We start from the raw sequence: 25,917 nt of genomic DNA, 5'->3' as shown, positions 1-25,917 counted from the left end.
GCCTATAATCGAAGGATGAACACGAACACCCGCCTGCATCATGCCAAGCCGTTCGGTGCGGCGGTCCTTCTTGTCGTCGCCATCCTGTTCAGCACCGCCAGTCGCGCGGCCGACGCGCCGCCGATTCCCGATACCTTGCAGCAACGCATCATGGCCTGCACCACCTGCCATGGCGTGCATGGCGAAGGCACGCCGGACAGCGGCTACTTCCCGCGCCTGGCCGGCAAACCGGCCGCCTACCTGGCGCGGCAGATGCAGGATTTCAAGAATGGGCTGCGCAAGTACGCGCCGATGGAATACACCGTGCGCCAGCTGAGCCCGGCGTACATGCAGGAGATCGCCGAGTACTTCGCCGCGCAGCAAGTGCCGTACGGCCGCTCGCCGCTGCCGCCGGTGTCCGCGGCGACCTTGCAGCGCGGCGAACAGCTGGTCAGCAAGGGCGATCCGGCGCGCCAGATTCCCGCCTGCGCCAGCTGTCACGGCAGTCAGTTGACCGGCGTGCAACCGTCGACGCCGGGACTGGTCGGCCTGCCGTATGACTACCTCAGCGCCCAACTGGGCTCGTGGCGCACGCATACACGCGGCACGGTGACGCCGGATTGCATGGCGTTGGTGGCCAACCGGCTGAGCGCATCGGATATCACCGCGGTGGCAGCAGCGCTGGCCAGTCGCCAATTGCCGGCCGACACGCATGCACAGGCCGCCGGCTCGGTGACGCCGCCGTTGCCGTGCGGCGTCCTGGGCGCGACGGGAGACCGCACATGAAATGGCTGCTTCGACTGCTGTTGTTGATCGTGGTGCTGGTCGCGCTGCTGCTGGGCTGGTTGTTTTTTGGCGGTGCTCATCAGCCGACATCACCAGCCATGAGCAAGGTGACTGCCGCAACCCTGCACGATCCGGCCTTGATCGCGCGCGGCGAATATCTGGCCGCGGTCGGCGATTGCGCCGGCTGCCATACCGCGCAGGGTGGCGCCGCGTTTGCCGGCGGTCGCTCACTGGCCACGCCGTTCGGCAATATCCCGGTACCCAACATCACGCCGGATCGTGAAACCGGTCTGGGCAACTGGAGCTTCGAGGATTTCTGGCAAGCATTGCACGATGGCAAAGGGCGGCATGGCGAATGGCTGTATCCGGCGTTCTCGTACACCTCGTATACCAAGGTGACGCATGACGATGCGCTGGCGATGTTCGCCTACCTGCAGTCGTTGCCCTCGGTGCATCTGCCGTCCACCGCGCCGACGCTGGAATTTCCGTACAGCGTGCGCAACAGCCTGACGGCATGGCGCGCGTTGTACTTCAAGGAAGGCGTGTACAAGCCTGATCCGAACCAGTCGGCGCAGTGGAATCGCGGTGCTTATCTGGTGCAGGGACTCGGGCATTGCAACGAGTGCCATGCGGCGCGCGATTCGCTGGGCGGCACACCGCAGGACATGCATCTGACCGGTGGCCAGATCCCGCAGCAGAACTGGTATGCGCCGGATCTGAGCACGCGGCAGAACGGCGGCCTGCAGGGCTGGAACGAACAGGACATCGTCGACTTGCTGAAAACCGGTCAGTCGTCGAAAGGCACGGCGTTCGGTCCGATGGCCGACGTGGTGGCGACCAGCACCCAGCACATGACCAATGACGACCTGCACGCCGTGGCAACTTATCTGGGTTCTTTGCCAGCGCGGACGCTGGCGCCGGAGGAACCGTCACCATTCAATGCGAAGGCGCTCGTGCAGCAGGGCGAGAAGATCTACACGCAACAGCATTGCGTGGATTGTCACGGCAAGGATGGCAACGGCGTCGCCGGGATCTACCCACCGCTCAACGGCAACTCCTCGGTGACCGAACCGAGCGGCATCAACGCAACCCGTGCGGTCCTGCTGGGCGGCTTTGCACCGCTGACCGCGGCCAATCCACGGCCGTATTCAATGCCGCCGTTCGCGCAGCAACTGAACGATGCCGACGTGGCTGCGGTAGTCAGCTATATCCGGGGCTCATGGGCGAACAAGGCGCCGGTAGTACTGGAGCGTGACGTCAGCAAGTATCGGCAGACGCCGATTGATTGAGGTCCTGCCCGATGTGATGCACTGCACTCTTCATGGATCACCCGCCGAGGTGGGTCAGGATGAGCGGATAGCCTCCACCGGTGCAATCCGTGCAGCGCGCAGTGCGGGTGCGAGGGCGGCTCCCTGGCTTAGCAGCAATAGCATCACCACGCCCATCAGGACATAGACCGGTGAAAGCCGTGTCAGCTCGAACTGCCTCATCAACCATCCGTTGAACTCGAAGGTCAGAAGTATTCCAACGATGACTCCGGCAACGCTGATAAGCGCGTTTTCGATAAGGAAGTAACGAACGATGTCGCGCCGGGTCGCGCCGAGCGCACGGCGCACACCTATATGTCGCCGGCGCTGGCCAACCCAGAAGCTGGAAAGTCCCGCGATACCACAGCCGGTTACCGCCAGCAGGATGATGCTGATGATGCCCATCAGCATCGCCAGTGTGCGATCACCTTGGTATGCCTCGGCACGAATCTGCGCGAATCTGCGCACACCGGCTTCGTCGCCCCCTGAGCCGTCAGGAATTACGCGCTGCGGATCCTGGGCATACAGGGCTGCCGGTACGCTCTGCATGGCAGCGGCCAGCCGACCTGATCTAGTGCGCACAACGTAGTGGCGGGAAGGGGTCACCAAGCGCATGGGCACCAAGGTCGAGTCCCACGTCCTGTTATCGGTCCCGCTGTAGGTTGAACTTGTTTGCATACGTTCGACGATGCCGACGATGGTGCTGGGTTTGGTGGCGCTGGTGAAATAGACTGGCTTGCCCAGAGCGTCACCGCGCGGAAACAGATTGTCAGCCAGGTGCTTGGACACGATGATGACCGCCGGCTGCAGAACACCGAAGTCATCATCCTCGCCAATCTCGTCGCTGCGAAAATTGCGCCCCGCCACTAGTCGCAGGCCCAACGTTGCCAGGGTGTGCTCATCGGCGTCGAAATAGGTGGTGTGCGAGCCGTAGGCACCGCTAGGCATCATCCTTATTCCAAGCCCCCAAAGGCCACCACTCAATGGAATCGAACGGGTTTCGTAGGCATCGATCACATCTGGCAACTGCCGCAGGGCGGTCAGGTCAGCCTTGATCGATGCGTCGAGTGTTGCCTTGCCGGCGTCCGTGCTGCTGTTGATACCGGATTGTGTCGTTGCGGCCATGAGCAGATTGCGCTCATCGAGCCCGGTGGGGCGGCCCATCTGCTCGAACTGCGTTCTGATGATGAACAAGGCGTTGCAGACGATCGCCAGGGTCAGCGCGATCTGCAGAGCAATAAGTGTTGTGCCCGTCTTCTGCCGGCGCAAGGCGGAAAGTATGGGGTGTATGGACATGAGTGGCTCCTCAATCTTCCTTGAGCTGCAGCGCCGGGCGCACATACATGGCGCGCCAGATCGGATACAGGCCCGCCAGCACGGTAGCGACAACGGCCAGCAGCAGCGTCTGCCATAGCAGCAACAGATCGATGTGGGCGAGGGCGGCGAACTGCCTGGGTAGGGAACCGTGCATCACCTGCACACCAAGCCAGGTCAGCATTAACCCAAGCACGCCTCCAGCCATGCCGATCGTGCCCGCTTCCACGCCGAACTGGGCAGCAATGGCGAGGCGACTGGCGCCCAGTGCTCGGCGTACCCCGATTTCGCCCGAGCGTCGCAGAAACTTGGCCAGCAGCAAACCCACAGTGTTGACCATGCAAACCAGCAGAAGGCAAAGCGCAACCACAAAGGAAGTCTTGGTTTGTGGTGGAACAACATGCTCGAAATCCAGCCACGCGGAAAAATCGCGCAGGCGATTATTGGGTACCCAGCCGAAGCGACCAGAAGCCTGCTGCTCACGTGCATAGCCTTCCAAATAGGTGCGATAGGTACTCACCTGAGATGGCGTATCCAGCTCGACCATATAGCCGATCCAGACGCAACTAGAGTTCAGCGTGGCGGCCCATCCTGGGCCGGGAAGTTTGATACAAAGAAAACCGCTTCTGGTAGCGAGTTGAGCATCGGTCGCTGTAGTAAATGGGAGGAACACTTGATCGGCTGTGCCAAACGCATCGGTAGTGGCCAAGTCATAGAACTTTGGCTGCGGATGCCAGTCGTCCAGCACACCGCTCACCCGATAACTATGGCTATCCAGCTGAATACTTTGTCCCACACTGTTCGTTCCCTCGAATAGCCTTTGATTCAGGCTCTTGCTGATGACCGCTACCCTCGCATGCTGTTCGTCATCTGCCGCAGTCCAGCCACCACCATACAGAAATGGCACATCGAGCATGGGAAAGAACTCGCTATCTACCGCTTGCCCAGGTGCCGTTCGCGACTTCTGCGTCGGATCGTCAGAATGGACAGTCGGTGCAATCGGATAAAGCGCGGACTGCAGATGCGCACGATGATCGCGCGTCAATGAAACAGCATCGATATACGTCATGGCATCGGCAGGTTCAGTGCCGTTCCGCGGATTGGGTCCCCACGCGTCAACCTGGGGAAAGAACAATTTGTCCGACTTCCATGGGATCGGGTCGCCCGACATGGCACGAAATACCGTATATGTCGTCATCGATGACGCCACGCCAAAACCGATCGCCAAGACCATCAGCGCAGTAAGCACCGGGTTGCGGCGCAGGCTGCGCAGGCCCAGCTGCAGGTAGTACTTGAACATGTGGTACCCCTGTTGTGCACACATCCCATGCCACGACAGAGGAGAAATTAATTCAACTCACCGGACGACATGAATAACGATGCAGAAACGTGGATCTCCGGTCAGACCGACTATCTGATTGCCGGTGATGCTTGCATTGGATTGTGCAGGGTGAGCAGGACAGCAACAAGCGACTTGCCGAGCTCATCTTGCGCACACTCTTCACGTTCAACGATCAAAGTTTTCTGACACGCTCCGACAACATCAGCCATGGCGCAAGAATCCAATGGCCACGTGCCTGTCCCGAGGGTGACGGCAACACGAACAACTGGGTGGTGCCGATGACTTCAGTCTGCAAGCCGTAGTGGACGGTACGCCCCAGCACTGCGCGTGCTGCATTTTTGCTGGTGAACGCGAGCAGGCGTGGCGCGTGGCGTTCGATCTTGGCGATCAGTGCCGGTACATCGAACGCATCGCGCGGCAGCTCGTCATCGTTGCCGCTGTGACGCTTCGCCAGATCGGTAAGGCCGATGCCGTAATCAGGCAGTTGCGGAAATTCCGATGGTGACAGCTGACGCGGAGTGAGCCCGGCCTCGTGCAACGCGCGCCAGAACAGATTGCCAGGATGCGCGTAGTAGGCGCGTTCCGCTGCCGAGCGCTTGCCGGCGGCCGTGCCGCAGAACACCAGCTTCAGCCCGGGCCGCAGCACGTCGGGCAGGATGTGGCTTTCAGCTTTTCGCGGCATTTTCATCGAGCAGGAAATCGGTGAACTGGAAACGTCCGTCGCGCAGTACCGATTCGCCGCGGCGCAGCTTGAGCGGCTGACGGAACAGCGGGCCGGCGTAGCTCAAGGTGTGGAATTCGCCGCGTTCGCCGCATGGATCGACGCCGGCCGGCAGCGTGTCGAGCAGGGCGGCATCGTAGTCGCGGCCGCAATAGCTGGCGTCGAGTTGCTGGGTATCCACGCAGCACAGCATGGCGCGATGACCTTCGCTGACGAAGCGGCGCGACAGCGCGGCGGTGTCCTCACCCCATAGCGGAAACACCGCGCGCCAGTTGTCGCGGCCGAGCTGGCGCACGCGGTAGTCGCGCACATCTTCCAGGAACAGGTCGCCGAATGCGCAGTGGCGGATACCGGGCCAGCGCATGCGCGCTTCGACCAGCCCCTGCGCATGGGCTTGCTCGTAGGCCTCGTTGCTGCCGGGCCAGTCCAGCATCACTTCGAGCAACGGCTGACCGAGCGCGGCGGCCTGTGCCAGCAGCACCTCGCGCTGCACGCCGTGCATCGCCACGCGCTGGTAGTTGCGGTTGACCGTGGTGAGCAGGCCGACGACCTGCCATTGCGGATCGGCGAGCAGGTGCTGCAGCGCCAGCAGGCAGTCCTTGCCACCGCTCCAAGCCAGCAGTATCGGCGTGGTCATGATTTCTGAACTCCCGAGTTTTTGACTGGTCACGATTGTGCGGCAGGTGAAGGCGGTAAACCTGGCCATCACCACCAGAGGTGCTTCCGCCAGCAGAACATCATGCGTACAGACAGCTTATTTTGCGGTATCAGGCACGGGAATGCCGATTCACCGTGATGGTTCATCGACAGTTCGTGGTCGCAGCCGCTATAAAGATCACCTGTCTGGGGAGTATGTGGTGAGCGAAGAAATACTGATCAACGTGACCCCGCGCGAGACACGGGTCGGGGTGGTCGAGAACGGCATGTTGCAGGAGGTTCACGTCGAGCGGGCCTCCAAGCGTGGCTATGTCGGCAATGTGTATAAAGGCCGGGTTCAGCGGGTGATGCCCGGCATGCAGGCGGTGTTCGTGGAGATCGGGCTGGAGCGGGCGGCGTTCCTGCACGCTTCGGACATCGTGCGCCCGCTGCCAGCGGCCACTGCCGAAGGCGTGGAATCGAACGGCAACGGCAACGGTCACATTCCCTCGATCAGCGAACTGGTGCACGAAGGCCAGGAGATCGTGGTGCAGGTGGTGAAGGATCCGATCAGCACCAAGGGCGCGCGGCTGTCGGCACACCTGTCGATTCCCTCGCGCTACCTGGTGCTGCTGCCGTACGCGCGCACGCTGGGCATTTCCGCGCGCATCGAGGACGAAACCGAGCGCCAGCGGCTGAAGGACGTGCTGACTCCGCTGATCGGCGACAACCCGCTGGGCTACATTGTGCGCACCAATGCCGAGGGCCAGAGCGCCGAGTCGCTGGCGTTCGACGTGGCCTATCTCACCAAGGTCTGGCGGGTGGTGCAGGAGAACATCGCCAAGGCCAAGATGGGCGAACGCGTCTACGAGGAACTGTCGCTGCCGCTGCGCAGCCTGCGCGACATGCTCAACGACGACATCGAGAAGGTGCGGATCGATTCGCACGCGACGTTCGAGAAGGTGGTCAAATTCGTGCACAAGTTCATGCCGAGCCTGGACGACCGCATCGAGCACTACGACGGCGAGCGGCCGATCTTCGACCTGTACGGGGTCGAGGACGAGATGCAGCGCGCGCTGAAAAAGGAGGTGCCGCTGAAATCCGGCGGCTACCTGATCGTCGACCAGACCGAGGCGATGACCACGATCGACGTCAATACCGGCGCCTACCTCGGCTCGCGCAACCTCGAGGAGACGGTCTACCGCACCAATCTGGAGGCGGCGCAGGCGGCGGCGCGCCAGCTGCGGCTGCGCAACCTGGGCGGCATCATCATCATCGACTTCATCGACATGAACGATGAGGAGCACAAGCGCCAGGTGCTGCGCATGTTGGGCAAGGGACTGGCACGTGACCACGCCAAGACCACCGTTTATCCGATGTCGGCGCTGGGACTGGTCGAAATGACCCGCAAGCGCACCACCGAAAGTCTGGCGCGACAGCTGTGCGAGCCGTGTCCGGCCTGCAACGGCCGCGGCGTGCTGAAGACTGCCGAAACGGTGACCTACGAGATCTTCCGCGAGATCACCCGCGCGGTGCGCCAGTTCAATGCCCAGCAGCTGCTCGTGATGGCGAACCCGCTGGTGGTCAACCGCATCCTGGAGGAAGAGTCCGGCGCGGTGGCCGAACTGGAAGAGTTCATCTCCAAAAGCATACGCTTTCAGGCTGAAGAGCATTATTCGCAGGAACAGTTTGATGTCGTCTTGCTGTAAATCCCGTCTGGATCGCCGCGCGTGAACAATCGGTGGCTGCGATGGCCGCATTTTTGCGCCCGTGCACTGGGCTGGGTTGCCGGCGTCACGGTGATCCTGCTGGCCGTGCTGATGGCGTTGGCGCAACTGCTGCTGCCGCTGCTGGCGAGGCATCCGGCGTGGGTGGCTGCTCAGCTCAGCCAGCGCATACAGCGGCCAGTCACGTTCACTTCCATGGAAGGACGCTGGGCACCGTCCGGTCCGCTGTTCATCATGCACAACGTGACGGTGGGAACAGCGCCTGGCGAGCAAGGGACCGTGCTGCAGCTCCCGGAGTCCGAACTGAAACTGGATTTCGGCGGCTGGCTGCTGCCGACGCGGCACCTGCTTAACCTGCACGTGCGTGGCCTGCAACTGGATCTGGCACGGGACGCCGCTGGCTGGCACATCAACGGCATCGGCGTCGCCGGTGGCACCAACAAGCAACCGTTCTCGCCGGGTCGGCTTTCACTGGATCTGTGGCTGGAGGACCTGCGGCTGGATATCACCGACGCCATCCGCGGCAAGCACTACATTTTGCTAGCCCCGCAATTGCGACTGAGCCGGCAGGGCAGTCAGATCCGCTTCGGCGGCCGGTTGCAGCGTGGTGGCGTGGACACCGCCTTGCGCACGGCTGGTCGCTTCCGTGACGACGGCAGCAACGGCCAGATCTGGTTGGGCGCCGCCGATGTCGAGCTCAAGCCGTTGCTGGACGGCATCGATATGGGCGGCTATACGGCCGATCAAGGCCATGGTCGATTGTCCGCATGGCTGGATTGGCACAAAGGCCAGTTGACCAACAGCCTGATCCGCTTCGATCTGGACGCGCTGGCAGTGACTTCGCCGGCCGGCGCCACGGCCAGCGTGCCGAGCCTGCATGGACTGGCTGGGATGCGACAGACCAAGGATGGCTACGATGTGCGCTGGGCCGGCGACGACGGCAGTGCGCTGGCGCTCAGCCTGCATCAACCTGGCAGCCCACAGCTCAGCGTCGGCGTCGCCGCGCGTGAGCTGCAGCTGGCCCCGCTACTGCCATGGCTGGCGTTGGCGCCGGACGTGCCACCGGGCCTGGCGCAGTGGCTCGGCGGCGGACATCCGCGCGGCGACCTGAGCACGGTCGCGTTGCAGTGGAGTCAAGCCAGCGGGTTGAGCGCGGCAGATGTGACCTTCAAGGATCTGGGCATCGACCCGGTCGGCAAACTGCCAGGCGTGGGCGATCTGCATGGCGAGTTGCGTGGCGATGCCGAGGCGGTTTCGCTGGAACTGCCCGATCAGCTCGCCACGCTGCAGTTTCCACACCTGTTCCGCCAGCCATTCGTGCTGTTGAAACTGACAGGCACATTGGCGTTCTGGTCACAGGACGACGGTTGGCATATCGGTGCCGACACACTCGATTTCGTCGGTGCGGGCTACGGCGGCCAGGCTCGTGGCGAGGCGATCCTGCCGGCGCAGGGCGGCGCTCCGTTCCTGGATTTGTATGCCTCAGTGGATCAAGCCGACGCGCCGGCAGCCAAGCTGTTCTGGCCAAGCTTGTTGCCACCGGGCACCGTCGCGTGGCTGGACCGGGCCTTGGTGGCTGGCCACATCGATCAGGCGCAGGTGCTGGTGCGTGGCGACCTGGCTGACTGGCCGTTCCATCACAACGAAGGCCGCTTCGAGGCGCATGCGCAGATCAGTGACCTCACGCTCGACTACGGTGATGCGTGGCCGCACGCGGAAGGCGTCAACGCGGTGGCCAGCTTCGTCAACAGCGGTATGTTGATCGAAGCCAGCGGTGGTCAGTCGCTCGGCGTGAAGGCGGACAAGGCCGTCGCGTTGATCCCCGATTTCGGCGAGGGCTTGCTCGACCTCAACGTGCAAGGCAGCGGCAGCGGTGCCAGCCTGATGAACTTCGTGAGCAAGAGCCCGATCGGCATCCATCAGGCCGACACGCTGGCCAAGCTGAATCTGGGGGGCACCGGCAGCTTCGATTTCCACCTGAGCCTGCCGCTGAAAAAGATCCAGGACGCCCAGCTCAGCGGCACTGCCCAACTCCAGGATGCCGACCTCAGCGCGCCGGTGTGGAACCTCAAACTGGACAAGATCAACGGGCCGTTGAGCTTCGACCTGCATGGGATGCAGGCCACTGCATTGAATGCGGGTTTTCGCGGCCAGCCGTCCAAACTGCAACTGGCGATCGCCGGGGCCAATAGCGCTCCGAACACCGTGTTTTCGGCGCAACTGCAAGGCAGCTACAAGGTAGCCGAACTGGTGCAGGACTATCCGTCGCTGGACTGGCTGGGCCAGCTGGCCGGCGGGCGCAGCGATTTCAGCATCGGCTTCGCGATTGCGAAAGTTGCCGGCCAGGACGCGCTGGCGCAGACCCTTACCATCGACTCGCCGCTGAGCGGGACAACCCTGAATCTGCCGGCACCGCTGGACAAGGCGGCATCGGTAAGCCTGCCACTGCACATGACGATGGGCCTGCCGGTCAGCGGCAGCGATCTGCAGGTGGCACTGGGGCAGGTGATGCGCGGGCATTTCCGCCTGGCCAGCGCGGATTCTAAACAGCCGCTGGCAGCCACCCTCGCGTTCGGCAACCAGATGCCGGATGTGTTGCCGGCGCGCGACCTGCGCATTCGCGGCCATGCCAGCGAACTGGATGTCACCGGCTGGGTGCAACGCGCCGCTGCCGGCAGCGGTGGCAACGGCCCGGGGCTGGAAAGCATCGACGTCACTACCGATCAGGCACAGTTGTTCGGCCAAGCGGTGGGGGCGATGAAGATCAAGGCTACGCCACAAGCCGACATGCTGAGTATGGACGTGGACGGCGCCGCGCTCGCCGGCAATTTCAGCGTACCCACGCAGGACCTGAGCAAGCGTGGCATCACCGCGCGACTGCAACGGTTGTACTGGCCGAAGAGCCCGCCCCCGCCGGCCGGCACGGTGGCTCCGGTTGCCGCGAGTGCGCCCTCACCCACGGGCAATCCCGCCAATACCGGTATCAATCCGGCTGCACTGCCGCCCTTCCATCTGTGGGTGAGTGACCTGCGCATCGGTGATGCGAAGCTTGGCGAGGTGCGCCTGGAAACCTGGCCAACAGCCAATGGACAGCACATCGAGCAACTGCGCGCGCTGTCCAGCCAGGTACAGATCAATGCCAGCGGCGACTGGAACGGCAGCGCCATCGACAGCCATACGCACATGAAGATCAGTTTTTCGGCCGGGGACCTTGGTGCGATGCTGACCGCCCTGGGTTATGACGGATTGGTGCAAGGCGGCAAGACGCAGAACCAGCTCGACGCAAGCTGGCCCGGCTCACCCATGGCGCTGTCGCTGGCGACAATGGACGGCACCCTGAGCATCCACGTCAGTGACGGCCGCATCCCGGATGCATCGCCCGGTGCGGGGCGCCTGCTTGGGCTCGTCTCACTGGGCGAATTGCCGCGTCGGCTCAGCCTGGATTTCGGCGACGTGTTCGGCAAGGGGTTTGCGTTCGATTCGATTACCGGTGATTTCAAGCTTGCCAATGGCGATGCCACCACCAGCAATATGGAGATCAATGGTCCGGCGGCGAACATACGCATCACCGGGCGCACGGGCCTGCGTGCAAAGGACTACGACCAGCAGATGCTGGAGACCCCACATGTCGGCAACAGCCTGCCCATCGTCGGTGCGGTAGTGGGTGGTCCGATCGGTGCGGCGGCCGGGTTTGCCGTGCAGGGGTTGCTCGGCAAGGGCCTGAATCATGCGGCGATCCGGCGCTACCACATCACCGGCACCTGGGATAAACCGGTGATGACCCTGGTGGAGAAGCGCGATATCCAGCTCAAGCCACCGCTGGCCGCGCCGTCACTCATGCCGGTACCCGCCTCAAGTGTGCCGCCGCCGCTGGCCGCCCCTGCGCCGGCCGGCAGCGCGGGCAGCCGCTGAGGGAGCTAGGCTCAGGATTCCGTGGTTGAACGGCGCCGCCGGAACGGAAACATCTGCTGCTTGATGAAGCCATCCGGCATGTAGTCGCCGACCACGCCGTAGCGTTCCGGAAAGGTTTTCTTCGATTTCACGGCGGTGCCGAACAGGTAATCGAGAAACGCATAGTGCGCGGCGTAATTCTTGTCGATTGCCTCGTCATCGGAGGCATGGTGCCAGTGGTGGAAATCCGGCGTCACCAGCACGTAGCGCAGCGGTCCCCAGGGCAAATGCACGTTGGCGTGGTTGAACACCGCCTGGAAGCCGACGATCAGGATGTAACCGTTCATCGCCGCCTCGCTGAAACCGAGGATGTACAGCGGCGCCAGCACGCAGACACGGGTGAAGATCAGCTCCAGCATGTGCTGGCGCGAGCCGGCCAGCCAGTCCATCGTCTTCACGCTGTGATGCACGGAATGGAAGCGCCACAGGAACGGCACCTCGTGATACGCGCGGTGCGTCCAGTACTGCGCCATGTCAGCGACCAGCACGCATAAGAGCAGCTGCGGCAGGAACGGGATGTCACGCACGGTCTGCTGGAAGTGGCTGCTGACCAGCCAGCCGAACAGGTGGTGCAGCAGGAAGTTCACCGTCAGCAGCGCGAGGCCGACGATGAAGTGGTTCACCGCGAAATGCTTCAGGTCGGTCTGCCATTCCTTGCGGAAGATCGCTTGCCCCTTGTACAGCGGAAACAGCTTCTCGATCACCACGAAGATCAGCGTGGAGCCGAGCAGGTCGAGGATGAACCAGTCCAGCCCGATATACGGTGTGTGATCGGGGAAGTTGCCCACCGGCACGCGCGAGCCTCCCAGCGCGACCGCCGCGAACACCAGCAGGAACGCCACGATATTGAGGTTGCGCTGGCGGTTGAGCACGAGATTGCCCAGCGAGATGCCGCCGGCGACCAGCAGTCCAACCAGCAACACTTGGCGCAGCACGTCGACCGAATACTTGTGGCGCAGGTCCGGTGTGGTCAGGTATTGCGGAAAGTGGAACGCCAGTACCGCCAGCAGGCACAGGAAACCCAGTGACAGCGCTATCGTGCTGCTTATCCAGCCCAGCCCCGGCTTCATTTCGCCGTCGTCATGCAGCAACGCGCGGGTTTCCGCGACCGGCGCCTTCACCGCACGACCGATGGCCTCGCGGGCCGCCCCGTGCCTGGATTGTTCGCTCATGCTGTGACTTCCCCTTCGACGCCGGCTTGTGCTGCCATGCATGGTAGCTCACACATCCTTGCCAACGCTTTAAAGCAGCCGGCGGTAGCCCCATATGGGATAGTTCCAGATCGACCGTAGACGAACGAAACTCCATGGATTCCCTGATCGCACTAGCGCAGAGCAAGTTGCTCACCCCGGGTGGCATCGCCACCGGCGACCTCGACCGCGTGTTCACCCAACTGATGGGGCCGTCGATCGACGCCGCGGATCTCTACTTCCAGCATTCACGCAGCGAGTCGTGGTTGCTGGAGGAGGGCATCGTCAAGGATGGCAGCCATTCGATCGAGCAGGGTGTGGGCGTGCGCGCGATCAGCGGCGAGAAGACCGGCTTCGCCTATTCCGACGAGATCGTGCTGCCGCAGCTGCTGGAAGCCTCGAAAGCCGCGCGCGCGATCGCGCATGATGGCAACGGTGCCGGCAAGCCGCTGGCCCTGAACGGCGCGCGCCAGCTGTATCCGGCGATCGACCCGGTCGAGAGCCTGCCGAACCCGGACAAGATCGCGCTGCTGCGTGAGGTCGATGCATATGCGCGCTCGCGCGACCCGCGCGTGAAGCAGGTGATCGTGAGCTTGGCCGCCACCATCGACACGATCCTGATCGCCGCCTCCGACGGCACGCTTGCCGCCGACGTGCGCCCGCTGGTGCGGCTCAGCGTGCAGGTGATCGCCGAACAGAATGGCCGGCGCGAGCAGGGCAATTCCGGCGGCGGCGGTCGCTACGGTTATCGCGAGCTGATCGAGAATGGCCGCGCGCTGGCGTTCGCCGACGAGGCAGTGCGCCAGGCACTGGTAAACCTCGACGCCGTCGATGCACCCGCCGGCAGCATGACCGTGGTACTCGGCCCGGGCTGGCCCGGCGTGCTGCTGCATGAGGCGATTGGCCACGGCCTGGAAGGCGACTTCAACCGCAAGGGCAGCTCCGCGTTTTCCGGCCGCATCGGCCAGCGCGTCGCTGCCAAGGGCGTCACCATCGTCGATGACGGCACGTTGCCGGGTCGTCGTGGCTCGCTCAGCATCGACGACGAGGGCACGCCCACCGAGTGCACCACGCTGATCGAGGATGGCATCCTCAAGGGCTACATGCAGGACAAGCTCAACGCGCGCCTGATGGGCATGGCGCCCACCGGCAACGGCCGGCGCGAATCATTCACGTCGCTGCCTATGCCGCGCATGACCAACACCTACATGCTGGCAGGATCACACGATCCGCAGGAGATCATCCGCTCGGTCAAGAAGGGTTTGTATGCGCCCAACTTCGGCGGTGGCCAGGTCGACATCACCAATGGCAAGTTCACTTTCTCGGCCAGCGAGGCGTATCTGATCGAGGACGGTCGGATTACGCGGCCGGTGAAGGGAGCTACGTTGATTGGCTCCGGACCGGAAGTGCTCAATCGTGTCTCGATGATCGGCAACGATCTGGCGCTGGATGAGGGCGTGGGTGTTTGCGGCAAGGATGGGCAGAGTGTGCCGGTGGGCGTGGGTCAGCCGACGCTGAAGATCGATTCGATGACGGTGGGCGGCACGGCGTCATAAGTCCGGGTATTTGTTTCGACCCTCCCAGTCGTCACTCCGGCGAAGGCCGCATCAGCCCCCACCAGTCGTCATTCCGGCGAAGGCCGCATCAGCCCCCACCAGTCGTCATTCCGGCGAAGGCCGGAATCGCATTTGCTCTTCTACGCTCTGGTATCTAGAGCGAGGAGCTTTCGTCTGCCTGCGGCAGCCGAGTCACTTTTCTCTTGCGTGGCCAAGAGAAAAGTAACCAAAAGAGAAGGCCACCCCGCTTGGCGCTTGCCGGGCATCCATGCCCGGCAAGTCCGTGAGCCGGCGCCGGGCTTTTCGACAGGACTCCTGTCCTGACGAAAAGGAGTCGACCTCCCTGTCGACTCCCGCTTCGCGGCCTGTCGTCCCCGTCTCACCGCCGCACAGGGGCCCCGGGTAGAGCAGCGGGCCATCCTGGCCCGCACTCGGTACGCAACCGCTTCGCGGTTGCGAGAGAGAAGGTCACGGAATGCTTGTGAGATAACATCGACTGTAGGCTAAGGGCTGACCTCAATGGTCGGATACGACGCAGTTAGGGCCTGCGTGCGTCGCTGTTTGACCAGTTCTTCTGATTCGCAAGGAGTGGGCGAATGAAGCAAAGTGATCTCGTACCGTATGCTGGCCGAGAGCAAGGGTTCGTAAAACATCAGCTGCTCTCGGCTTATCTCCAACGCTTCGTCATGATTCTGGGGCAACACTGTCCGCGTATCGTGTATGTCGATGCCTTCGCAGGACCGTGGGAGTCTGCGACGGATGACTACCGAGATACGTCATTCGGGCAAGCGGTTCGCATCATGCGAGCCTGCCAAGAACAGCTTGAGGAAAAACTGCATAAACGAGTTCGCTTTGATGCACTTTTTATCGAGAAGAGCCCGGCTGCATTTGCGAAGCTGGAAGTCTTCGTTGCAAATGAGAAAGGTCCCGAATTCAATATCAGTGCATGGCATGATGACTTTCAAAATTGCGTGACTCGAATTGCTGATTTCATCGGTTCAGATTTTGCGTTTGTGTTGATTGATCCGCTGGGCTGGAAGGGGATCATTTCGCCATCGGCATTAGCACCGTTGTTGAAAAAGCGCCGCGTCGAAGTGCTGATCAACTACATGTGGAAATTTCTATCCATGGCCGTGGGACACCAGCATGAGGCGGCTCAACTGAGCAACCTGAAGGAAATTTTTGGTGAAGGACTGGCGGAGGCTCCTTTAGCGGGAGATCCGGATAGGGAGTGCTGGTTGTTGAATCTGTATCGTAAAAGGTTGGTTGAATCTTCGGTTGCAAGTGGTGCGGAGCGAACCAGAAGCGTCAGTTTTCCAGTTCAATATCCAGGCTCGACTACTTCCAAATATTTTCTGGTTCACGTTACCCATCATGACTTGGGAGTCATCAAGTTCGCTGAGGCAAGCGAGAAAGCACACGAAACACAACAATCCGTGAGGTTTTGTGTAATACAGCAACGCAGAGAGAAGAAGACGGGGAATGGTGACCTATTCTCAGATCAGGACGCTCCTTCAGAGGCTGGACAAGAAGCGCTTGAGCAGCCTTGGTTGGAACTCTTGCCGGTCGCAGGATGTGAGATGTGCATTGGTCAGCCTGAGATGGCTGAAATGATAGAGCGCAACAATTGCTTCATCGGAGAATTGCAACGAGGGCTTTTGAACTTACAAAAGCAGGGCGTGATCGTGAATCTCGACATGAAGCGAGCGCGTTCTAAAAACGGTGTGAATTTTGACAAGACCGAGCGATTGAAGAGGCTAGTATGACGACGAAGTCGCGGATCGAATGGACCGAAAGCACTTGGAATCCTGTTGTTGGCTGCACCAAGCTCAGCGCGGGTTGTAAACATTGTTACGCGGAGACGATGGCGCGACGTCTTCAAGCTATGGGTACTCCGGGTTACGAGCAGGGCTTCCGCAAAGTTCGAACCTTGCCTAACCGTTTAGACGAGCCTCTTAAGCGATCAAAGCCGACCGTGTATTTCGTCAACTCGATGAGTGATCTTTTTCATACGCAAATACCGGAATCGTTCATAGATCGTGTCTTCGACGTCATGTGCCGATGCCCACAGCACACTTTTCAAGTCCTCACGAAGCGAGCTGAGCGATTGCTCGACTATGCATTTGAAAGGCGGATTCCGAAACATATTTGGCTAGGTGTCTCCGTTGAGAACAAACGCCATGGCGTTCCGCGCATCGATTTTCTACGCCAAGTTCCTGCGGCCATCCGATTCCTAAGTGTTGAGCCTTTGCTTGAGGACGTAGGCGAATTAGATCTCACGGACATCCACTGGGTGATTGTTGGCGGCGAATCAGGAGCGGGAGCGCGCCCTATGAAGGAAGCTTGGGTACGTAATGTGCAAAGGCAGTGCGAAGAGCAGAGTGTGCAGTTCTTTTTCAAGCAGTGGGGTGCATTCAATGCGAACGGGGAGCATCACTCCAAGAAGGCAAATGGCCGAATAATGGATGGCCGCACCTGGGATGGAATGCCCGCCTACGGCTGATATGCGAGTCAAGGATCGTAATCCGGGAGCTGACGGTGTTCTGTTTGTGCTCTGGCTCTTCTGAAGAGTGCGGGCCACGATGGCCCGCTGCTCTACCGGGGCCCCTGTGCGGCAAGCGCCAAGCGGGGTGGCCTTTCTCTTTGGTTAGCTTTCTCTTTGGCCACGCAAAGAGAAAGTAACTCGGCCTCCGAAGGAGGGCGAAAGCTCTTGGCTGTAAAGCTCCAAAGTGCAGAGGCGATTCTGGCCTTCGCCGGAATGACGAGCTAAAGCAGGGGCGATTCCGGCCTTCGCCGGAATGACGAGCTAAAGCAGAGGCGATTCCGGCCTTCGCCGGAATGACGAGCTAAACTAGAGGCGATTCCGGCGTTCGCCGGAATGATGAGCTAAAGCAGAAGCGATTCCTGCCTACGCCGGAATGACGACTCTGGAAGGGTCTATAGTCTTCGCTGGAGCGAGTAAGCGCACCGCGCAAGGTGCCGCGGATCACTCAGGCCTCGGCCGAATCGTCCGGCTTCGCCAGATCCTTCAACAACTGAAAAATCTCCCGATACGCCCTCGGCGGCTTGTTCGGAACGTCTTTCTCGATGCGCGCCTGCCGCACCAACGACCGCAGATGTTGCCGATCGACCTGCGGATGCTCGGCGATCAATTCAGACAACGCGCCCTCGTCCTCGGCGATCAAACGATCGCGCATCGCTTCGAGGCGATGCATCGCGGCGTTTTCCTGGCGCTGCTTCTCGCGGTTCTCGCCGAGTTCGGCGCGCACGGCGGCGAAGTCATCGTCACCGTAGCGGCGCATGACCTTGGCGAGGAAGGCGAGTTGGCGTTTCTTCGCGCCGTGGGAAGGGGTGCGGCGGGTGACATCGATCTCGTGGCGCACGTCGTCCGGCAGCGCGAGCTTGGCCAGTCGGCTCGGTTGCAGATCGACCAGTTGCTGCGCCAATACCAGCACGGCGAGTGCGTCGCGGCGCTGCTGGGTACGGCTGGGGCCGTAATCCTCTTCATCATCGAGTTCGTACTGATTGCGGCTGCGGCTCGGGCTCACGGTTTCAATTCCAGAAGATGGATCGTGGATCAGGTGTGGTCGTCGTCATTGGCCGTTTCGGCCTGTTCGAGCGCGAAACGGGCGATCGGCTCGCCATCCAGTTCGATGGTTTCGCTGAACATTGCTGCCGGGCGTACCCACAGGCCGTGATCGCCGTAGAGCGCCTGATAGACCACCAGCGGCTCCAGGGTTTCGCTGTGATGGGCGGTACCCAGCACACGGTAGCGCTGGCCCTTGTAGTGGCGATAGATGCCGGCGGTCAGTTGCATGGCGTTCTCCGCAGCTCTTTGCATTTCGTCGCCGCGGCCCCATTTCGAAGGTCCAGCGGTCGCGAACCGCTTATTCTACCCGTCTAACCCCCAGGAAAGCCCAACGTGAGCGAAGTTGTCATCAGCCAGGATCGCAGCCTTCAGGAACTCGACCGACTGGCCGAGCTCGCCGAGGACGTGATCCGCCGCGCCCGCGCCGCCGGTGCCAGCCAGGCCGAGGTGGCCGCCAGCATCGACACCGGGCTGAGCGTCAACGTGCGGATGGGCGAAGTGGAGACGGTCGAGCACACGCGTGACCGTGGTTTCGGCCTCACCGTGTACTTCGGACAACGCAAGGGTTCGGCCAGCACCGCCGACCTGCATCCGGATTCGATCCAGGCCACGCTGGACCAGGCCTGCGCGATCGCGCGCTATACCGAGGCCGATCCGGCAGCGGGTCTGGCCGACGCTGCTCGCATGGCGACATCCTTTCCCGATCTCGACCTGTGGCATCCATGGGACATCGACACCACGCGTGCGATCGAGCTGGGCATCGAGATCGAGGATGCCGGCCGCGCGCATGCCGGTATCAGCAACTCCGATGGTGCCGGCGTGCAGGCCGGGCAGGGCCTGTCGGTGTATGCGAACTCGCACGGCTTCGTCGGGCGCGAGCGTGGTACGCGGCATTCGCTGTCACTGGCGCTGATCGCCGGCGACGAGGACGGCATGCAGCGCGATTACTGGTACGACAGCGTGCGCGCGGCGGGCGATTTCATGAGTGCCAAGGCGCTCGGCGACAAGGCAGCCGAACGTACGCTGGCGCGGATGGGCGCGCGCGGCCTGTCGACGCGGCAGTGCCCGGTGCTGTTCGTGCCGGAGCTGGCACGTGGCTTGATCGGCCATTTGCTCGGCGCGGTCAGCGGCGGTGCGCTGTACCGCCAGGCCAGCTTCCTGCTCGACCACGTCGGCAAATCGGTCATGCCGTCGTGGTTGAACATCATGGAGCGGCCGCAGCTGATGCGCGGGCAGGGCTCCAGCAGCTTCGACGCCGAGGGCGTGGCGACCCGTGATAGCGCCCTGATCGAAGGCGGTGTGCTGGCGCGTTACGTGCTGGGTAGCTATTCGGCGCGCAAGCTGGGGCTGGAATCGACCGGCAACGCCGGCGGCATCCACAACCTGATCGTCGAATCCGGCAGTGCAGATCATTCGCAGGATGATTTCGCCGGCCTGCTGAAGCGCATGGGTACGGGCCTGTTGCTGACGGAAGTGATGGGACAGGGCGTGTCCACGCTCACCGGCGACTATTCACGTGGCGCGGCCGGCTTCTGGGTCGAGAACGGCCAGATTGCCTATCCGGTGGAAGGGATCACCATCGCGGCGAACCTGCGCGAGATGTTCGCGGGAATCGTGGCGGTGGGTACGGATGTCGATCCGCGTTCGCACCTCCTCACCGGTTCGATCCTGCTGGAGCGGATGACGGTGGCTGGCGAGTAGGTCGCCGAAGGCGCCAACCGTGCCGTAAGTTCACTCGGCAAGCCGGTCAGGGCTTGCTAGCATCCACGAAACCGGCGCCGGGCCGGCGATCTGTCGATCTTGAGGAGATACGCATGAGCGTTCCACCCGAGTCCGTCGTTCCGCCCACGCCGCCCAGCGAGCCGCCCTTGGTAGGGGCACCTTCGGTCGGAGAGCGCCAGTGGGCAATGTTCGCGCATCTGTCCGCGCTGATCGGTGCCATTGTCACCGGTCCTTTCGGTCATGGCTGGGGCTGTTTCATCGGTCCGCTGATCATCTGGCTGGTCAAGAAGGACACCATGCCGTTCGTCAATGACCAGGGCAAGGAGGCGCTGAACTTCAATATCACGGTGGCGATTGCGTTCCTGGTTCTGCTGCTGTTGTCGATCATGACCTTCGGCATTGGCCTGTTCATCGCCATTCCATTGTGGATAATCATCGGGATCGCGTGGCTGGTATTGACCATCATCGCAGCCATCAAGGCGAATGAGGGCGTGCATTACCGGTATCCGTTCACGCTGCGGCTGATCAAGTAGTCCGACCTTCCGTGCAACAAAAAAGCAGCCGATAGGCTGCTTTTTTGTTGCACGGGCCAGCGAGTTGCCGAAGGGTCATGGGCGGCCGGAGAACCGGGCAGAGAAGCCATCCATTTGGCGTAGGCATCGGATGGCGTAATGCGGTCTGTTTCCAATAGACTCGGCAAGTTTTCTCCGGTCAGCCGATGCGGCGACCGTGGCATGAATTCAGGGGTGTAGACGAAGGCAAGGGGATCCCGTTCGCGGGAGTGGGAATCAATCCATAGGCAAGGGGAAAGACTCATGGGTTTCTTTGACTGGTATCTGAAGTGCATCAAGAACCATTACGCGGACTTCGAGGGGCGTGCACGGCGAACCGAGTACTGGATGTTCCTTCTGGTCAACCTGATCATTGCCATCGTGGTGTATTTGATCGGCAGGGCCATCGGCTTTCCGGTGCTCTATACGCTGTATAGCCTGGCGGTACTGGTGCCCGGTATTGCGGTGGGCGTGCGTCGTCTGCATGACACCGGCCGTAGCGGCTGGTGGTGGCTGATTGCATTGATCCCGGTGATCGGTACCATCTGGATCATCGTGCTGTTTGCGATCCCCGGCGACCAGGCCGCCAACCAGTACGGTGCCGACCCGAAGGAAAGCGTGGCCTGATTCGGCTTGCAGTTCGGGTTTGAATGAGGGCGGCGCAAGCCGCCCTTTTCAATGCACGCGATGGGTGACGTAACGCGCCAGCTCCGCCAGCAGCGAGCCCCGCTCACCGAATGGTGCGATCGCGTCAAGTGCGGATTCGGTCAACTCAGTCAGCCGGGCGCGCGAGGCGTCGAGGCCGATGATCGAGGGGAAGGTGGGCTTGTCCGCAGCGGCGTCCTTGCCGGCGGTCTTGCCGATCACCGCCGACTCGCCTTCCACGTCCAGGATGTCATCGCGTACCTGGAATGCCAAGCCGACCGCATGGGCATAGTTGTCCAGCGCCAGTAGCGCGCTGGCGTCGGCACCGGCAACAAGCGCGCCCAGTTGCACCGAGGCGCGGATCAGCGCGCCGGTCTTGCACGCATGCATAAGCTCCAGTTCGGCCAGCGTCAGCTTGCGGCCGACCGCAGCCAGGTCGAGTGCCTGGCCACCGGCCATGCCTTCGGCGCCGCAGGCGCGTCCGAGCAGGTGCAACATCGCCATGACGGTAGCCGTATCAAGCTGGTGCCTTGCATCGTCGGCGAGGATCTCGAACGCCAGCGCCTGCAACGCGTCGCCGGCAAGGATCGCCATCGCCTCGCCGTACACGATATGGCAGGTCGGCCGGCCGCGGCGCAGGGCATCATCGTCCATCGCCGGCAGGTCGTCATGCACCAGCGAGTAGGCGTGGATCAGCTCCACCGCACAGGCGGCGGCATCGAGCGGTTCATCATCGGCGCCAAGTGCGTGCGCCGCGGCATATACCAGCAGTGGGCGCAGCCGTTTGCCGCCACCGAGTACGGCGTAGCGCATCGCGCTGTGCAGGTCGGCGGGGGATTGGTCGGCCGGTGGCAGGCTGCGCTCTAGTGCCTGTTCGGCACGGACGATCAGCGCCTGCAGGGCAGCGCCAAGCTTAGAGTTCGGGTTCAAACGGTTCGGCGTGGTCGGGAGCATCGGGATCCAGCAACAGGCGGACGCGCAGTTCGGCCTGTTGCAGCGACTGCTGGCAATGGCGGTACAGGCCGATGCCACGCTCGAACGAGGTCAACGATTCATCCAGGCTCAGCTCGCCACCCTCCATTCGGGCGACCAGTTGCTCCAGCTCATCGAGGGAGTGTTCGAAGTCGACGACGGGTGGTTTTTTACTGGATGCGGAAGCGGTCTTGGCCATGGCCGGCAACGCTAACGCAGCAGCAGCCCGGAATCAATCGGCGCAAGGTCGCGGAGGGTTCCTGGCGCGACCTGAATCAGCGTGCCGGCCGCCAACGTGGCATGGCGCCGGCCTGCTCGAAAATGGCGGCGCCATGGTGACTGATCCAGCGCCCCGCCACTGCAACCAGCTCGTCGCCGGCATACAGCAGTGGGCAGACGTTGCGCTGCCACGGTGGCACTTGAGCCTGCTGAAATAGGTGGCGCAGCTCACGCGTATGCGCATCGCCGGCGGGTTTGATGCGCTCGCCGCCCTGACGCAGGCGCACGCTCAGCGGCTCGGCGAGGCGGGCGTCGGGGTCGCCCAGCAACAGCTCGCTACCGTCGATCAGGGTCAACGGCTCGCCGTGCCAGGGTGCCTGCCAGTCGATGGCGACGGCAGGCTCGGGTGGTAACGCCCACAGCTTGCCTTTCCAGATGTGCAGCTCGGCGCCAGCCCAGCGGATGCAAGGCAGTTGGCCAGCTCGCGCGCCACACTGGCGCTCGATCTGTCGGCGCTGCGCGGTGGTCGGCGCGGGCAGGTTGCGGCCATGCAGCCAGTGGTCGAGCAGTGGGTCGCGCAATGCCGCATCCTGCGCCAGCCAGCCAGCGGCATCCAGGCTGCCGCTGGCTGGATCGTGCAGCTGGTCGAAGGTCGCCAGCCATTGCGTCCGTAGGGTATTGGCGGCGGCACGGCTGAGTGCCGCACTGTGCAGGATCGAATCCGCCGCCTGCGGCCAATGCCGCAAAAGTTGCGGCAGGATCTCGCGGCGCAGGTGGTTGCGCGCGAGCCGGGTGTCGGCGTTGGAGGGGTCGTCGATGCAGTCCAGCGCGTATGTTTCGACATAACTGCGCAGTTGCTGTCGTGACAAGCTCAGCAGCGGCCGCCACAGCTGACCGGGCCCGAACGGGCGCAGGGCACGCATGCCGCCCAGGCCATCCGGGCCGGCGCCACGCAGCAGTTTCAGCAGCACGGTCTCGACCTGGTCGTCGCGGTGATGGCCGAGCAGCAACCATTCGCCTTCGTCCAGATGTGTGGCGAGTGCGTCGTAACGTGCGTGGCGCGCGGCTGCTTCCAGGCCGTCGCCCTTGCCGGTGTCGACCTGTACGCGAAGTACGTCGCATGGCAGCGCCAGGGTGGTGCAGAAGCGCCGGCAGTGCTCGACCCATGCACCGCTGTCGGCATGCAGGCCATGATCGACATGCAGTGCACGCAGGCCCCGTGCACGCGCGGCAGGAAGTTGGGCCAGCGCATGCAGCAGCGCTGTGGAATCCGGGCCGCCGCTGAAGGCGACGCACAGCGGTGCTGCAGGCGCTTCCGCCAAAGCGGCAAGCAGGTGCTGGTGCAGCGCCTCGTTCACTTCGGATCGCTCATTTCTTTGGGATGCGGGGACGCACGTAGATGTGCTTGCCGTTGCCGATGAGGCGTTCCTCGGTATCGAACAGACCGACGCCCTTGATCAGCCCGCTGAGCTTGGCGTAACCGTAATTGCGCGAGTCGAAATCGGGCGACTGCTTGTTGATGATGTTGCCGATCGTACCGAGGCCGGCCCAGCCGGTGTCGTCGGAGGCGGCCTCGATTGCGTTGCGCAACAGATTGAGCAGGTGCGAGTCGCCACGCAGTTCCTTGGCCGACCGCTGCTTCGGCGCCGCCTCGGTTTCGGCGGTGGTAGCGCCGGCCAGCACTTCGGTATAGATGAACTTGTCGCAGGCGGTGCGGAACGGCTCCGGTGTCTTGCGCTCGCCAAAACCGTAGACGATGCGGCCGGACTCGCGGATGCGCGAGGCGAGCCGGGTGAAGTCGCTGTCGCTGGAGACGATGCAGAAACCGTCGAAGCGCTCGGCGTAGAGCAGGTCCATCGCGTCGATGATCATCGCCGAGTCGGTGGCGTTCTTGCCGACGGTGTAACGGAACTGCTGGATCGGCTGGATCGAGTGGCGCAGCAGCACTTCCTTCCAGCCGTTGAGATCGGGCTTGGTCCAGTCGCCGTAGATGCGCTTGACGTGTGCGGTGCCGTACTTGGCGATCTCCGCGAGCAGGCCTTCGACAATGGCCGGCCGTGCATTGTCGGCATCGATCAGCACGGCAAGTTTGGTGGTGTCGTGGGCCATGGCGTATCCCGACAGCATGAAGAGGTGATGCCGATGGTAGCGCCAAGCACGCGGCAGCTGCCTCGTGGGTATCGACGGTTATTCCTGATACGCGCCGTAGCTGCGCAGGCGCTTGTAGCGCTGTTCGAGCAGGTCGGTGAGCGGCATCGCCTCCAGCTCGTCGAGCTGGTTCAGCAGCACCGCCTTCAGGCGCACCGCCATCGAACGCGGGTTGCGATGGGCGCCACCGAGCGGCTCGCGCACCAGCTTGTCGATCAGGCCCAGCTCGAGCAGGCGTGGCGCGGTCATGCCCAGCGCCTCGGCAGCGTCCTTCACCTTGTCCGCGCTCTTCCACAGGATCGAGGCGCAGCCTTCCGGTGAGATCACCGAATAGGTCGAATATTGCAGCATCAGCGTGCGGTCGCCCACGCCGATCGCCAACGCGCCGCCGGAGCCGCCTTCGCCGATCACAGTGCAGATGATAGGTACCTTCAGTTCGGCCATTTCCAGCAGGTTGCGGGCGATCGCCTCGCTCTGGCCGCGCTCCTCGGCGCCGACGCCCGGGTAGGCTCCCGGGGTGTCGATCAGGGTCAGCAAGGGCAGTTGGAAGCGCTCGGCCAGCTTCATCAAGCGCAGCGCCTTGCGGTAACCCTCGGGGCGTGGCATGCCGAAGTTGCGGCGCACCTTGTCCTTGGTGTTGCGGCCCTTCTGGTGGCCGATGATCACCACCGGCCGGCCGTCGATGCGGCCGAGGCCGCCGACGATGGCGGCGTCATCCGCGTACATGCGGTCACCGGCCAGCTCATGGAATTCCTCGCAGATCACGCTGATGTAGTCGAGCGTGTACGGTCGCGCCGGGTGGCGCGACAGCTGAGTGGTCTGCCAGGAGTTGAGATTGCGGAAGATCTCATTCGTCTTGAGCTTCAGCTTCTCGCGCAGCCGGCCGACTTCCTCGTCGATATTGAACGCCTGGCCATGGCTGGCATGGCGAAGCTCTTCGATCTTCGCGTCCAGTTCGGCGATGGGTTGTTCGAAATCGAGGAAGTTTGGGTTCATTCGTTGCATTTCATGGCACAGAAGCGGCTCAGTATACCGTTCCACAGGAAAAGGCGAGAACGCCGCCGTATGGCTGCAGCTGGCGATGACCGCCACTGGAACCGTCGTCCCGAGCCTCTCCGCGAGGCCGTGGATTGCGTTATCGTCCGCGCCTACAAGTGCTTTCATGCTGGATCCGACCATGCCGATCAAACCACCCATCGACAACGCCAAGCTCGACCGTATCGTTGCCGAGGCGCGGCGCAATGCCGAGCAGCGCGAACTGGGCTACCGCGAGCGCGCGTTGAAGATGTATCCATGGATCTGCGGCCGCTGCGCACGCGAGTTCGCCCGCGCAAACCTGCAGGAACTGACGGTGCACCATCGCAATCACGACCACGATTTCAATCCGCCCGATGGCAGCAATTGGGAGCTGTTGTGCGTGTATTGCCACGACAACGAACACTCGCGGCATATCGACCACGTGCGCGGAGGCGTGATGGACGCGGAAGATGCGCCGGCCGCCACCGGCAACCCGTTCGCGGATCTGAAGGCGATGATGGAGCGTGGCAAGAAGTGAGGGCCTT

Annotated in this window: 23 protein-coding genes; 11 read left to right on the top strand and 12 right to left on the bottom strand. The window is 62.6% G+C overall.

The features are described from left to right. The first annotated feature begins 15 nt into the window (after positions 1–15). The gene (locus tag GSQ75_RS09535) at positions 16–765 is read left to right on the top strand and encodes a c-type cytochrome (protein WP_158754377.1); all 750 of its coding nucleotides are present in this window, start codon (positions 16–18) and stop codon (positions 763–765) included. Beyond that, on the top strand, positions 762–2,054 hold the full coding sequence (locus tag GSQ75_RS09530) for a cytochrome c (protein WP_158754375.1): 1,293 nt from the start codon (positions 762–764) through the stop codon (positions 2,052–2,054). Before GSQ75_RS09535 ends, GSQ75_RS09530 begins: the two co-directional genes overlap by 4 nt. A 54-nt stretch (positions 2,055–2,108) precedes the next feature. On the opposite strand, the gene GSQ75_RS09525 is transcribed toward GSQ75_RS09530, so the two are convergent. From GSQ75_RS09525 to GSQ75_RS09510, 4 genes are all read right to left on the bottom strand, one after another. After that, positions 2,109–3,368: an FtsX-like permease family protein gene (locus GSQ75_RS09525; RefSeq protein WP_158754373.1), complete on the bottom strand. Its 1,260-nt coding sequence runs from the start codon at positions 3,366–3,368 to the stop codon at positions 2,109–2,111. A 10-nt stretch (positions 3,369–3,378) separates the two neighbouring features. Further along, the gene (locus tag GSQ75_RS09520) at positions 3,379–4,686 is read right to left on the bottom strand and encodes an ABC transporter permease (RefSeq protein WP_158754371.1); all 1,308 of its coding nucleotides are present in this window, start codon (positions 4,684–4,686) and stop codon (positions 3,379–3,381) included. 214 nt (positions 4,687–4,900) lie between these two features. Continuing rightward, positions 4,901–5,416, bottom strand: a complete 516-nt coding sequence (locus tag GSQ75_RS09515; protein ID WP_158754369.1) for a mismatch-specific DNA-glycosylase — start codon at positions 5,414–5,416, stop codon at positions 4,901–4,903. Further along, a complete protein-coding gene (locus GSQ75_RS09510) occupies positions 5,394–6,086 on the bottom strand; it encodes an ATP-binding protein (protein ID WP_158754368.1) in 693 nt (230 codons plus the stop codon). Before GSQ75_RS09510 ends, GSQ75_RS09515 begins: the two co-directional genes overlap by 23 nt. 220 nt (positions 6,087–6,306) lie before the next feature. On the opposite strand from GSQ75_RS09510, the gene rng reads away from it, so the two are divergent. Beyond that, positions 6,307–7,794: a ribonuclease G gene (gene rng, locus GSQ75_RS09505; RefSeq protein WP_158754367.1), complete on the top strand. Its 1,488-nt coding sequence runs from the start codon at positions 6,307–6,309 to the stop codon at positions 7,792–7,794. Positions 7,795–7,815: 21 nt separating this feature from the next. After that, positions 7,816–11,724 carry a YhdP family protein gene (locus tag GSQ75_RS09500; protein ID WP_256369800.1) on the top strand — a complete coding sequence of 1,303 codons (3,909 nt, stop codon included), beginning with the start codon at positions 7,816–7,818 and terminating at the stop codon, positions 11,722–11,724. Positions 11,725–11,735: 11 nt separating this feature from the next. Here the strand turns inward: GSQ75_RS09500 and GSQ75_RS09495 are convergent, their stop codons facing one another. Continuing rightward, positions 11,736–12,935 carry a sterol desaturase family protein gene (locus GSQ75_RS09495; protein WP_158754365.1) on the bottom strand — a complete coding sequence of 400 codons (1,200 nt, stop codon included), beginning with the start codon at positions 12,933–12,935 and terminating at the stop codon, positions 11,736–11,738. Between the two features lie 134 nt (positions 12,936–13,069). Between GSQ75_RS09495 and tldD the strand changes: the two genes are divergently transcribed. From tldD to GSQ75_RS09480, 3 genes are all read left to right on the top strand, one after another. Then, positions 13,070–14,509 carry a metalloprotease TldD gene (gene tldD / locus GSQ75_RS09490; RefSeq protein ID WP_158754363.1) on the top strand — a complete coding sequence of 480 codons (1,440 nt, stop codon included), beginning with the start codon at positions 13,070–13,072 and terminating at the stop codon, positions 14,507–14,509. A gap of 596 nt (positions 14,510–15,105) precedes the next feature. Continuing rightward, entirely contained in the window at positions 15,106–16,275 is a 1,170-nt protein-coding gene (gene tcmP, locus GSQ75_RS09485; RefSeq protein WP_158754361.1) for a three-Cys-motif partner protein TcmP, read from the top strand. Next, a complete protein-coding gene (locus GSQ75_RS09480) occupies positions 16,272–17,012 on the top strand; it encodes a phage Gp37/Gp68 family protein (RefSeq protein WP_158754359.1) in 741 nt (246 codons plus the stop codon). The genes tcmP and GSQ75_RS09480 overlap by 4 nt, the downstream gene beginning before the upstream one ends. Before the next feature lie 487 nt (positions 17,013–17,499). Here GSQ75_RS09480 and yjgA read toward each other — a convergent pair whose 3' ends face one another. Both yjgA and GSQ75_RS09470 read right to left on the bottom strand, forming a co-directional pair. After that, positions 17,500–18,057, bottom strand: coding sequence for a ribosome biogenesis factor YjgA (gene yjgA, locus GSQ75_RS09475; RefSeq protein WP_158754356.1), 558 nt, complete (start codon positions 18,055–18,057; stop codon positions 17,500–17,502). Positions 18,058–18,086: 29 nt separating this feature from the next. Then, positions 18,087–18,326, bottom strand: coding sequence for a DUF1653 domain-containing protein (locus GSQ75_RS09470; protein ID WP_158754354.1), 240 nt, complete (start codon positions 18,324–18,326; stop codon positions 18,087–18,089). 105 nt (positions 18,327–18,431) lie between these two features. On the opposite strand from GSQ75_RS09470, the gene pmbA reads away from it, so the two are divergent. The 3 genes from pmbA (at position 18,432) to GSQ75_RS09455 (ending at position 20,998) form a co-directional block, all read left to right on the top strand. Further along, positions 18,432–19,799 carry a metalloprotease PmbA gene (pmbA, locus tag GSQ75_RS09465; RefSeq protein ID WP_158754352.1) on the top strand — a complete coding sequence of 456 codons (1,368 nt, stop codon included), beginning with the start codon at positions 18,432–18,434 and terminating at the stop codon, positions 19,797–19,799. Positions 19,800–19,912: 113 nt separating this feature from the next. Then, positions 19,913–20,353 carry a DUF4870 domain-containing protein gene (locus GSQ75_RS09460; RefSeq protein WP_158754351.1) on the top strand — a complete coding sequence of 147 codons (441 nt, stop codon included), beginning with the start codon at positions 19,913–19,915 and terminating at the stop codon, positions 20,351–20,353. 282 nt (positions 20,354–20,635) lie between these two features. Further along, positions 20,636–20,998: a DUF805 domain-containing protein gene (locus tag GSQ75_RS09455; protein ID WP_158754350.1), complete on the top strand. Its 363-nt coding sequence runs from the start codon at positions 20,636–20,638 to the stop codon at positions 20,996–20,998. A gap of 48 nt (positions 20,999–21,046) precedes the next feature. Here the strand turns inward: GSQ75_RS09455 and GSQ75_RS09450 are convergent, their stop codons facing one another. The 5 genes from GSQ75_RS09450 to GSQ75_RS09430 form a co-directional block, all read right to left on the bottom strand. Beyond that, positions 21,047–21,946: a farnesyl diphosphate synthase gene (locus tag GSQ75_RS09450; RefSeq protein ID WP_158754348.1), complete on the bottom strand. Its 900-nt coding sequence runs from the start codon at positions 21,944–21,946 to the stop codon at positions 21,047–21,049. Beyond that, positions 21,930–22,187 carry an exodeoxyribonuclease VII small subunit gene (locus GSQ75_RS09445; protein ID WP_158754347.1) on the bottom strand — a complete coding sequence of 86 codons (258 nt, stop codon included), beginning with the start codon at positions 22,185–22,187 and terminating at the stop codon, positions 21,930–21,932. The genes GSQ75_RS09450 and GSQ75_RS09445 overlap by 17 nt, the downstream gene beginning before the upstream one ends. Before the next feature lie 76 nt (positions 22,188–22,263). After that, positions 22,264–23,565 carry a tRNA lysidine(34) synthetase TilS gene (gene tilS / locus GSQ75_RS09440; protein WP_158754346.1) on the bottom strand — a complete coding sequence of 434 codons (1,302 nt, stop codon included), beginning with the start codon at positions 23,563–23,565 and terminating at the stop codon, positions 22,264–22,266. A 10-nt stretch (positions 23,566–23,575) separates the two neighbouring features. Further along, complete coding sequence (locus tag GSQ75_RS09435) at positions 23,576–24,316, bottom strand: NYN domain-containing protein (protein WP_158754344.1); 741 nt, start codon at positions 24,314–24,316, stop codon at positions 23,576–23,578. A 78-nt stretch (positions 24,317–24,394) separates the two neighbouring features. Beyond that, a complete protein-coding gene (locus GSQ75_RS09430) occupies positions 24,395–25,351 on the bottom strand; it encodes an acetyl-CoA carboxylase carboxyltransferase subunit alpha (RefSeq protein WP_158754343.1) in 957 nt (318 codons plus the stop codon). A 181-nt stretch (positions 25,352–25,532) separates the two neighbouring features. Here GSQ75_RS09430 and GSQ75_RS09425 point away from each other — a divergent pair, with 181 nt between their 5' ends. Further along, positions 25,533–25,910, top strand: a complete 378-nt coding sequence (locus GSQ75_RS09425; protein ID WP_158754342.1) for a YajD family HNH nuclease — start codon at positions 25,533–25,535, stop codon at positions 25,908–25,910. The last annotated feature ends 7 nt before the right edge of the window (positions 25,911–25,917 follow it).

This window comes from Dyella sp. S184 (assembly GCF_009766065.1).
GTDB lineage: Bacteria > Pseudomonadota > Gammaproteobacteria > Xanthomonadales > Rhodanobacteraceae > Rhodanobacter.
This window is presented reverse-complemented; position numbering and strand designations above follow the sequence as displayed.

What these genes read in the sequence shown, in the direction of transcription:
- GSQ75_RS09470 (WP_158754354.1), bottom strand. Translation starts at nt 18,326, where the DNA reads ATGCAACTGACCGCCGGCATCTATCGCCACTACAAGGGCCAGCGCTAC.
- GSQ75_RS09520 (WP_158754371.1), bottom strand. Translation starts at nt 4,686, where the DNA reads ATGTTCAAGTACTACCTGCAGCTGGGCCTGCGCAGCCTGCGCCGCAAC.
- GSQ75_RS09525 (WP_158754373.1), bottom strand. Translation starts at nt 3,368, where the DNA reads ATGTCCATACACCCCATACTTTCCGCCTTGCGCCGGCAGAAGACGGGC.
- tcmP (WP_158754361.1), top strand. Translation starts at nt 15,106, where the DNA reads ATGAAGCAAAGTGATCTCGTACCGTATGCTGGCCGAGAGCAAGGGTTC.
- GSQ75_RS09430 (WP_158754343.1), bottom strand. Translation starts at nt 25,351, where the DNA reads ATGAACCCAAACTTCCTCGATTTCGAACAACCCATCGCCGAACTGGAC.
- GSQ75_RS09425 (WP_158754342.1), top strand. Translation starts at nt 25,533, where the DNA reads ATGCCGATCAAACCACCCATCGACAACGCCAAGCTCGACCGTATCGTT.
- GSQ75_RS09530 (WP_158754375.1), top strand. Translation starts at nt 762, where the DNA reads ATGAAATGGCTGCTTCGACTGCTGTTGTTGATCGTGGTGCTGGTCGCG.
- GSQ75_RS09495 (WP_158754365.1), bottom strand. Translation starts at nt 12,935, where the DNA reads ATGAGCGAACAATCCAGGCACGGGGCGGCCCGCGAGGCCATCGGTCGT.
- GSQ75_RS09480 (WP_158754359.1), top strand. Translation starts at nt 16,272, where the DNA reads ATGACGACGAAGTCGCGGATCGAATGGACCGAAAGCACTTGGAATCCT.
- GSQ75_RS09535 (WP_158754377.1), top strand. Translation starts at nt 16, where the DNA reads ATGAACACGAACACCCGCCTGCATCATGCCAAGCCGTTCGGTGCGGCG.
- GSQ75_RS09460 (WP_158754351.1), top strand. Translation starts at nt 19,913, where the DNA reads ATGAGCGTTCCACCCGAGTCCGTCGTTCCGCCCACGCCGCCCAGCGAG.
- GSQ75_RS09455 (WP_158754350.1), top strand. Translation starts at nt 20,636, where the DNA reads ATGGGTTTCTTTGACTGGTATCTGAAGTGCATCAAGAACCATTACGCG.
- GSQ75_RS09435 (WP_158754344.1), bottom strand. Translation starts at nt 24,316, where the DNA reads ATGGCCCACGACACCACCAAACTTGCCGTGCTGATCGATGCCGACAAT.
- tldD (WP_158754363.1), top strand. Translation starts at nt 13,070, where the DNA reads ATGGATTCCCTGATCGCACTAGCGCAGAGCAAGTTGCTCACCCCGGGT.
- GSQ75_RS09510 (WP_158754368.1), bottom strand. Translation starts at nt 6,086, where the DNA reads ATGACCACGCCGATACTGCTGGCTTGGAGCGGTGGCAAGGACTGCCTG.
- GSQ75_RS09445 (WP_158754347.1), bottom strand. Translation starts at nt 22,187, where the DNA reads ATGGCCAAGACCGCTTCCGCATCCAGTAAAAAACCACCCGTCGTCGAC.
- GSQ75_RS09515 (WP_158754369.1), bottom strand. Translation starts at nt 5,416, where the DNA reads ATGAAAATGCCGCGAAAAGCTGAAAGCCACATCCTGCCCGACGTGCTG.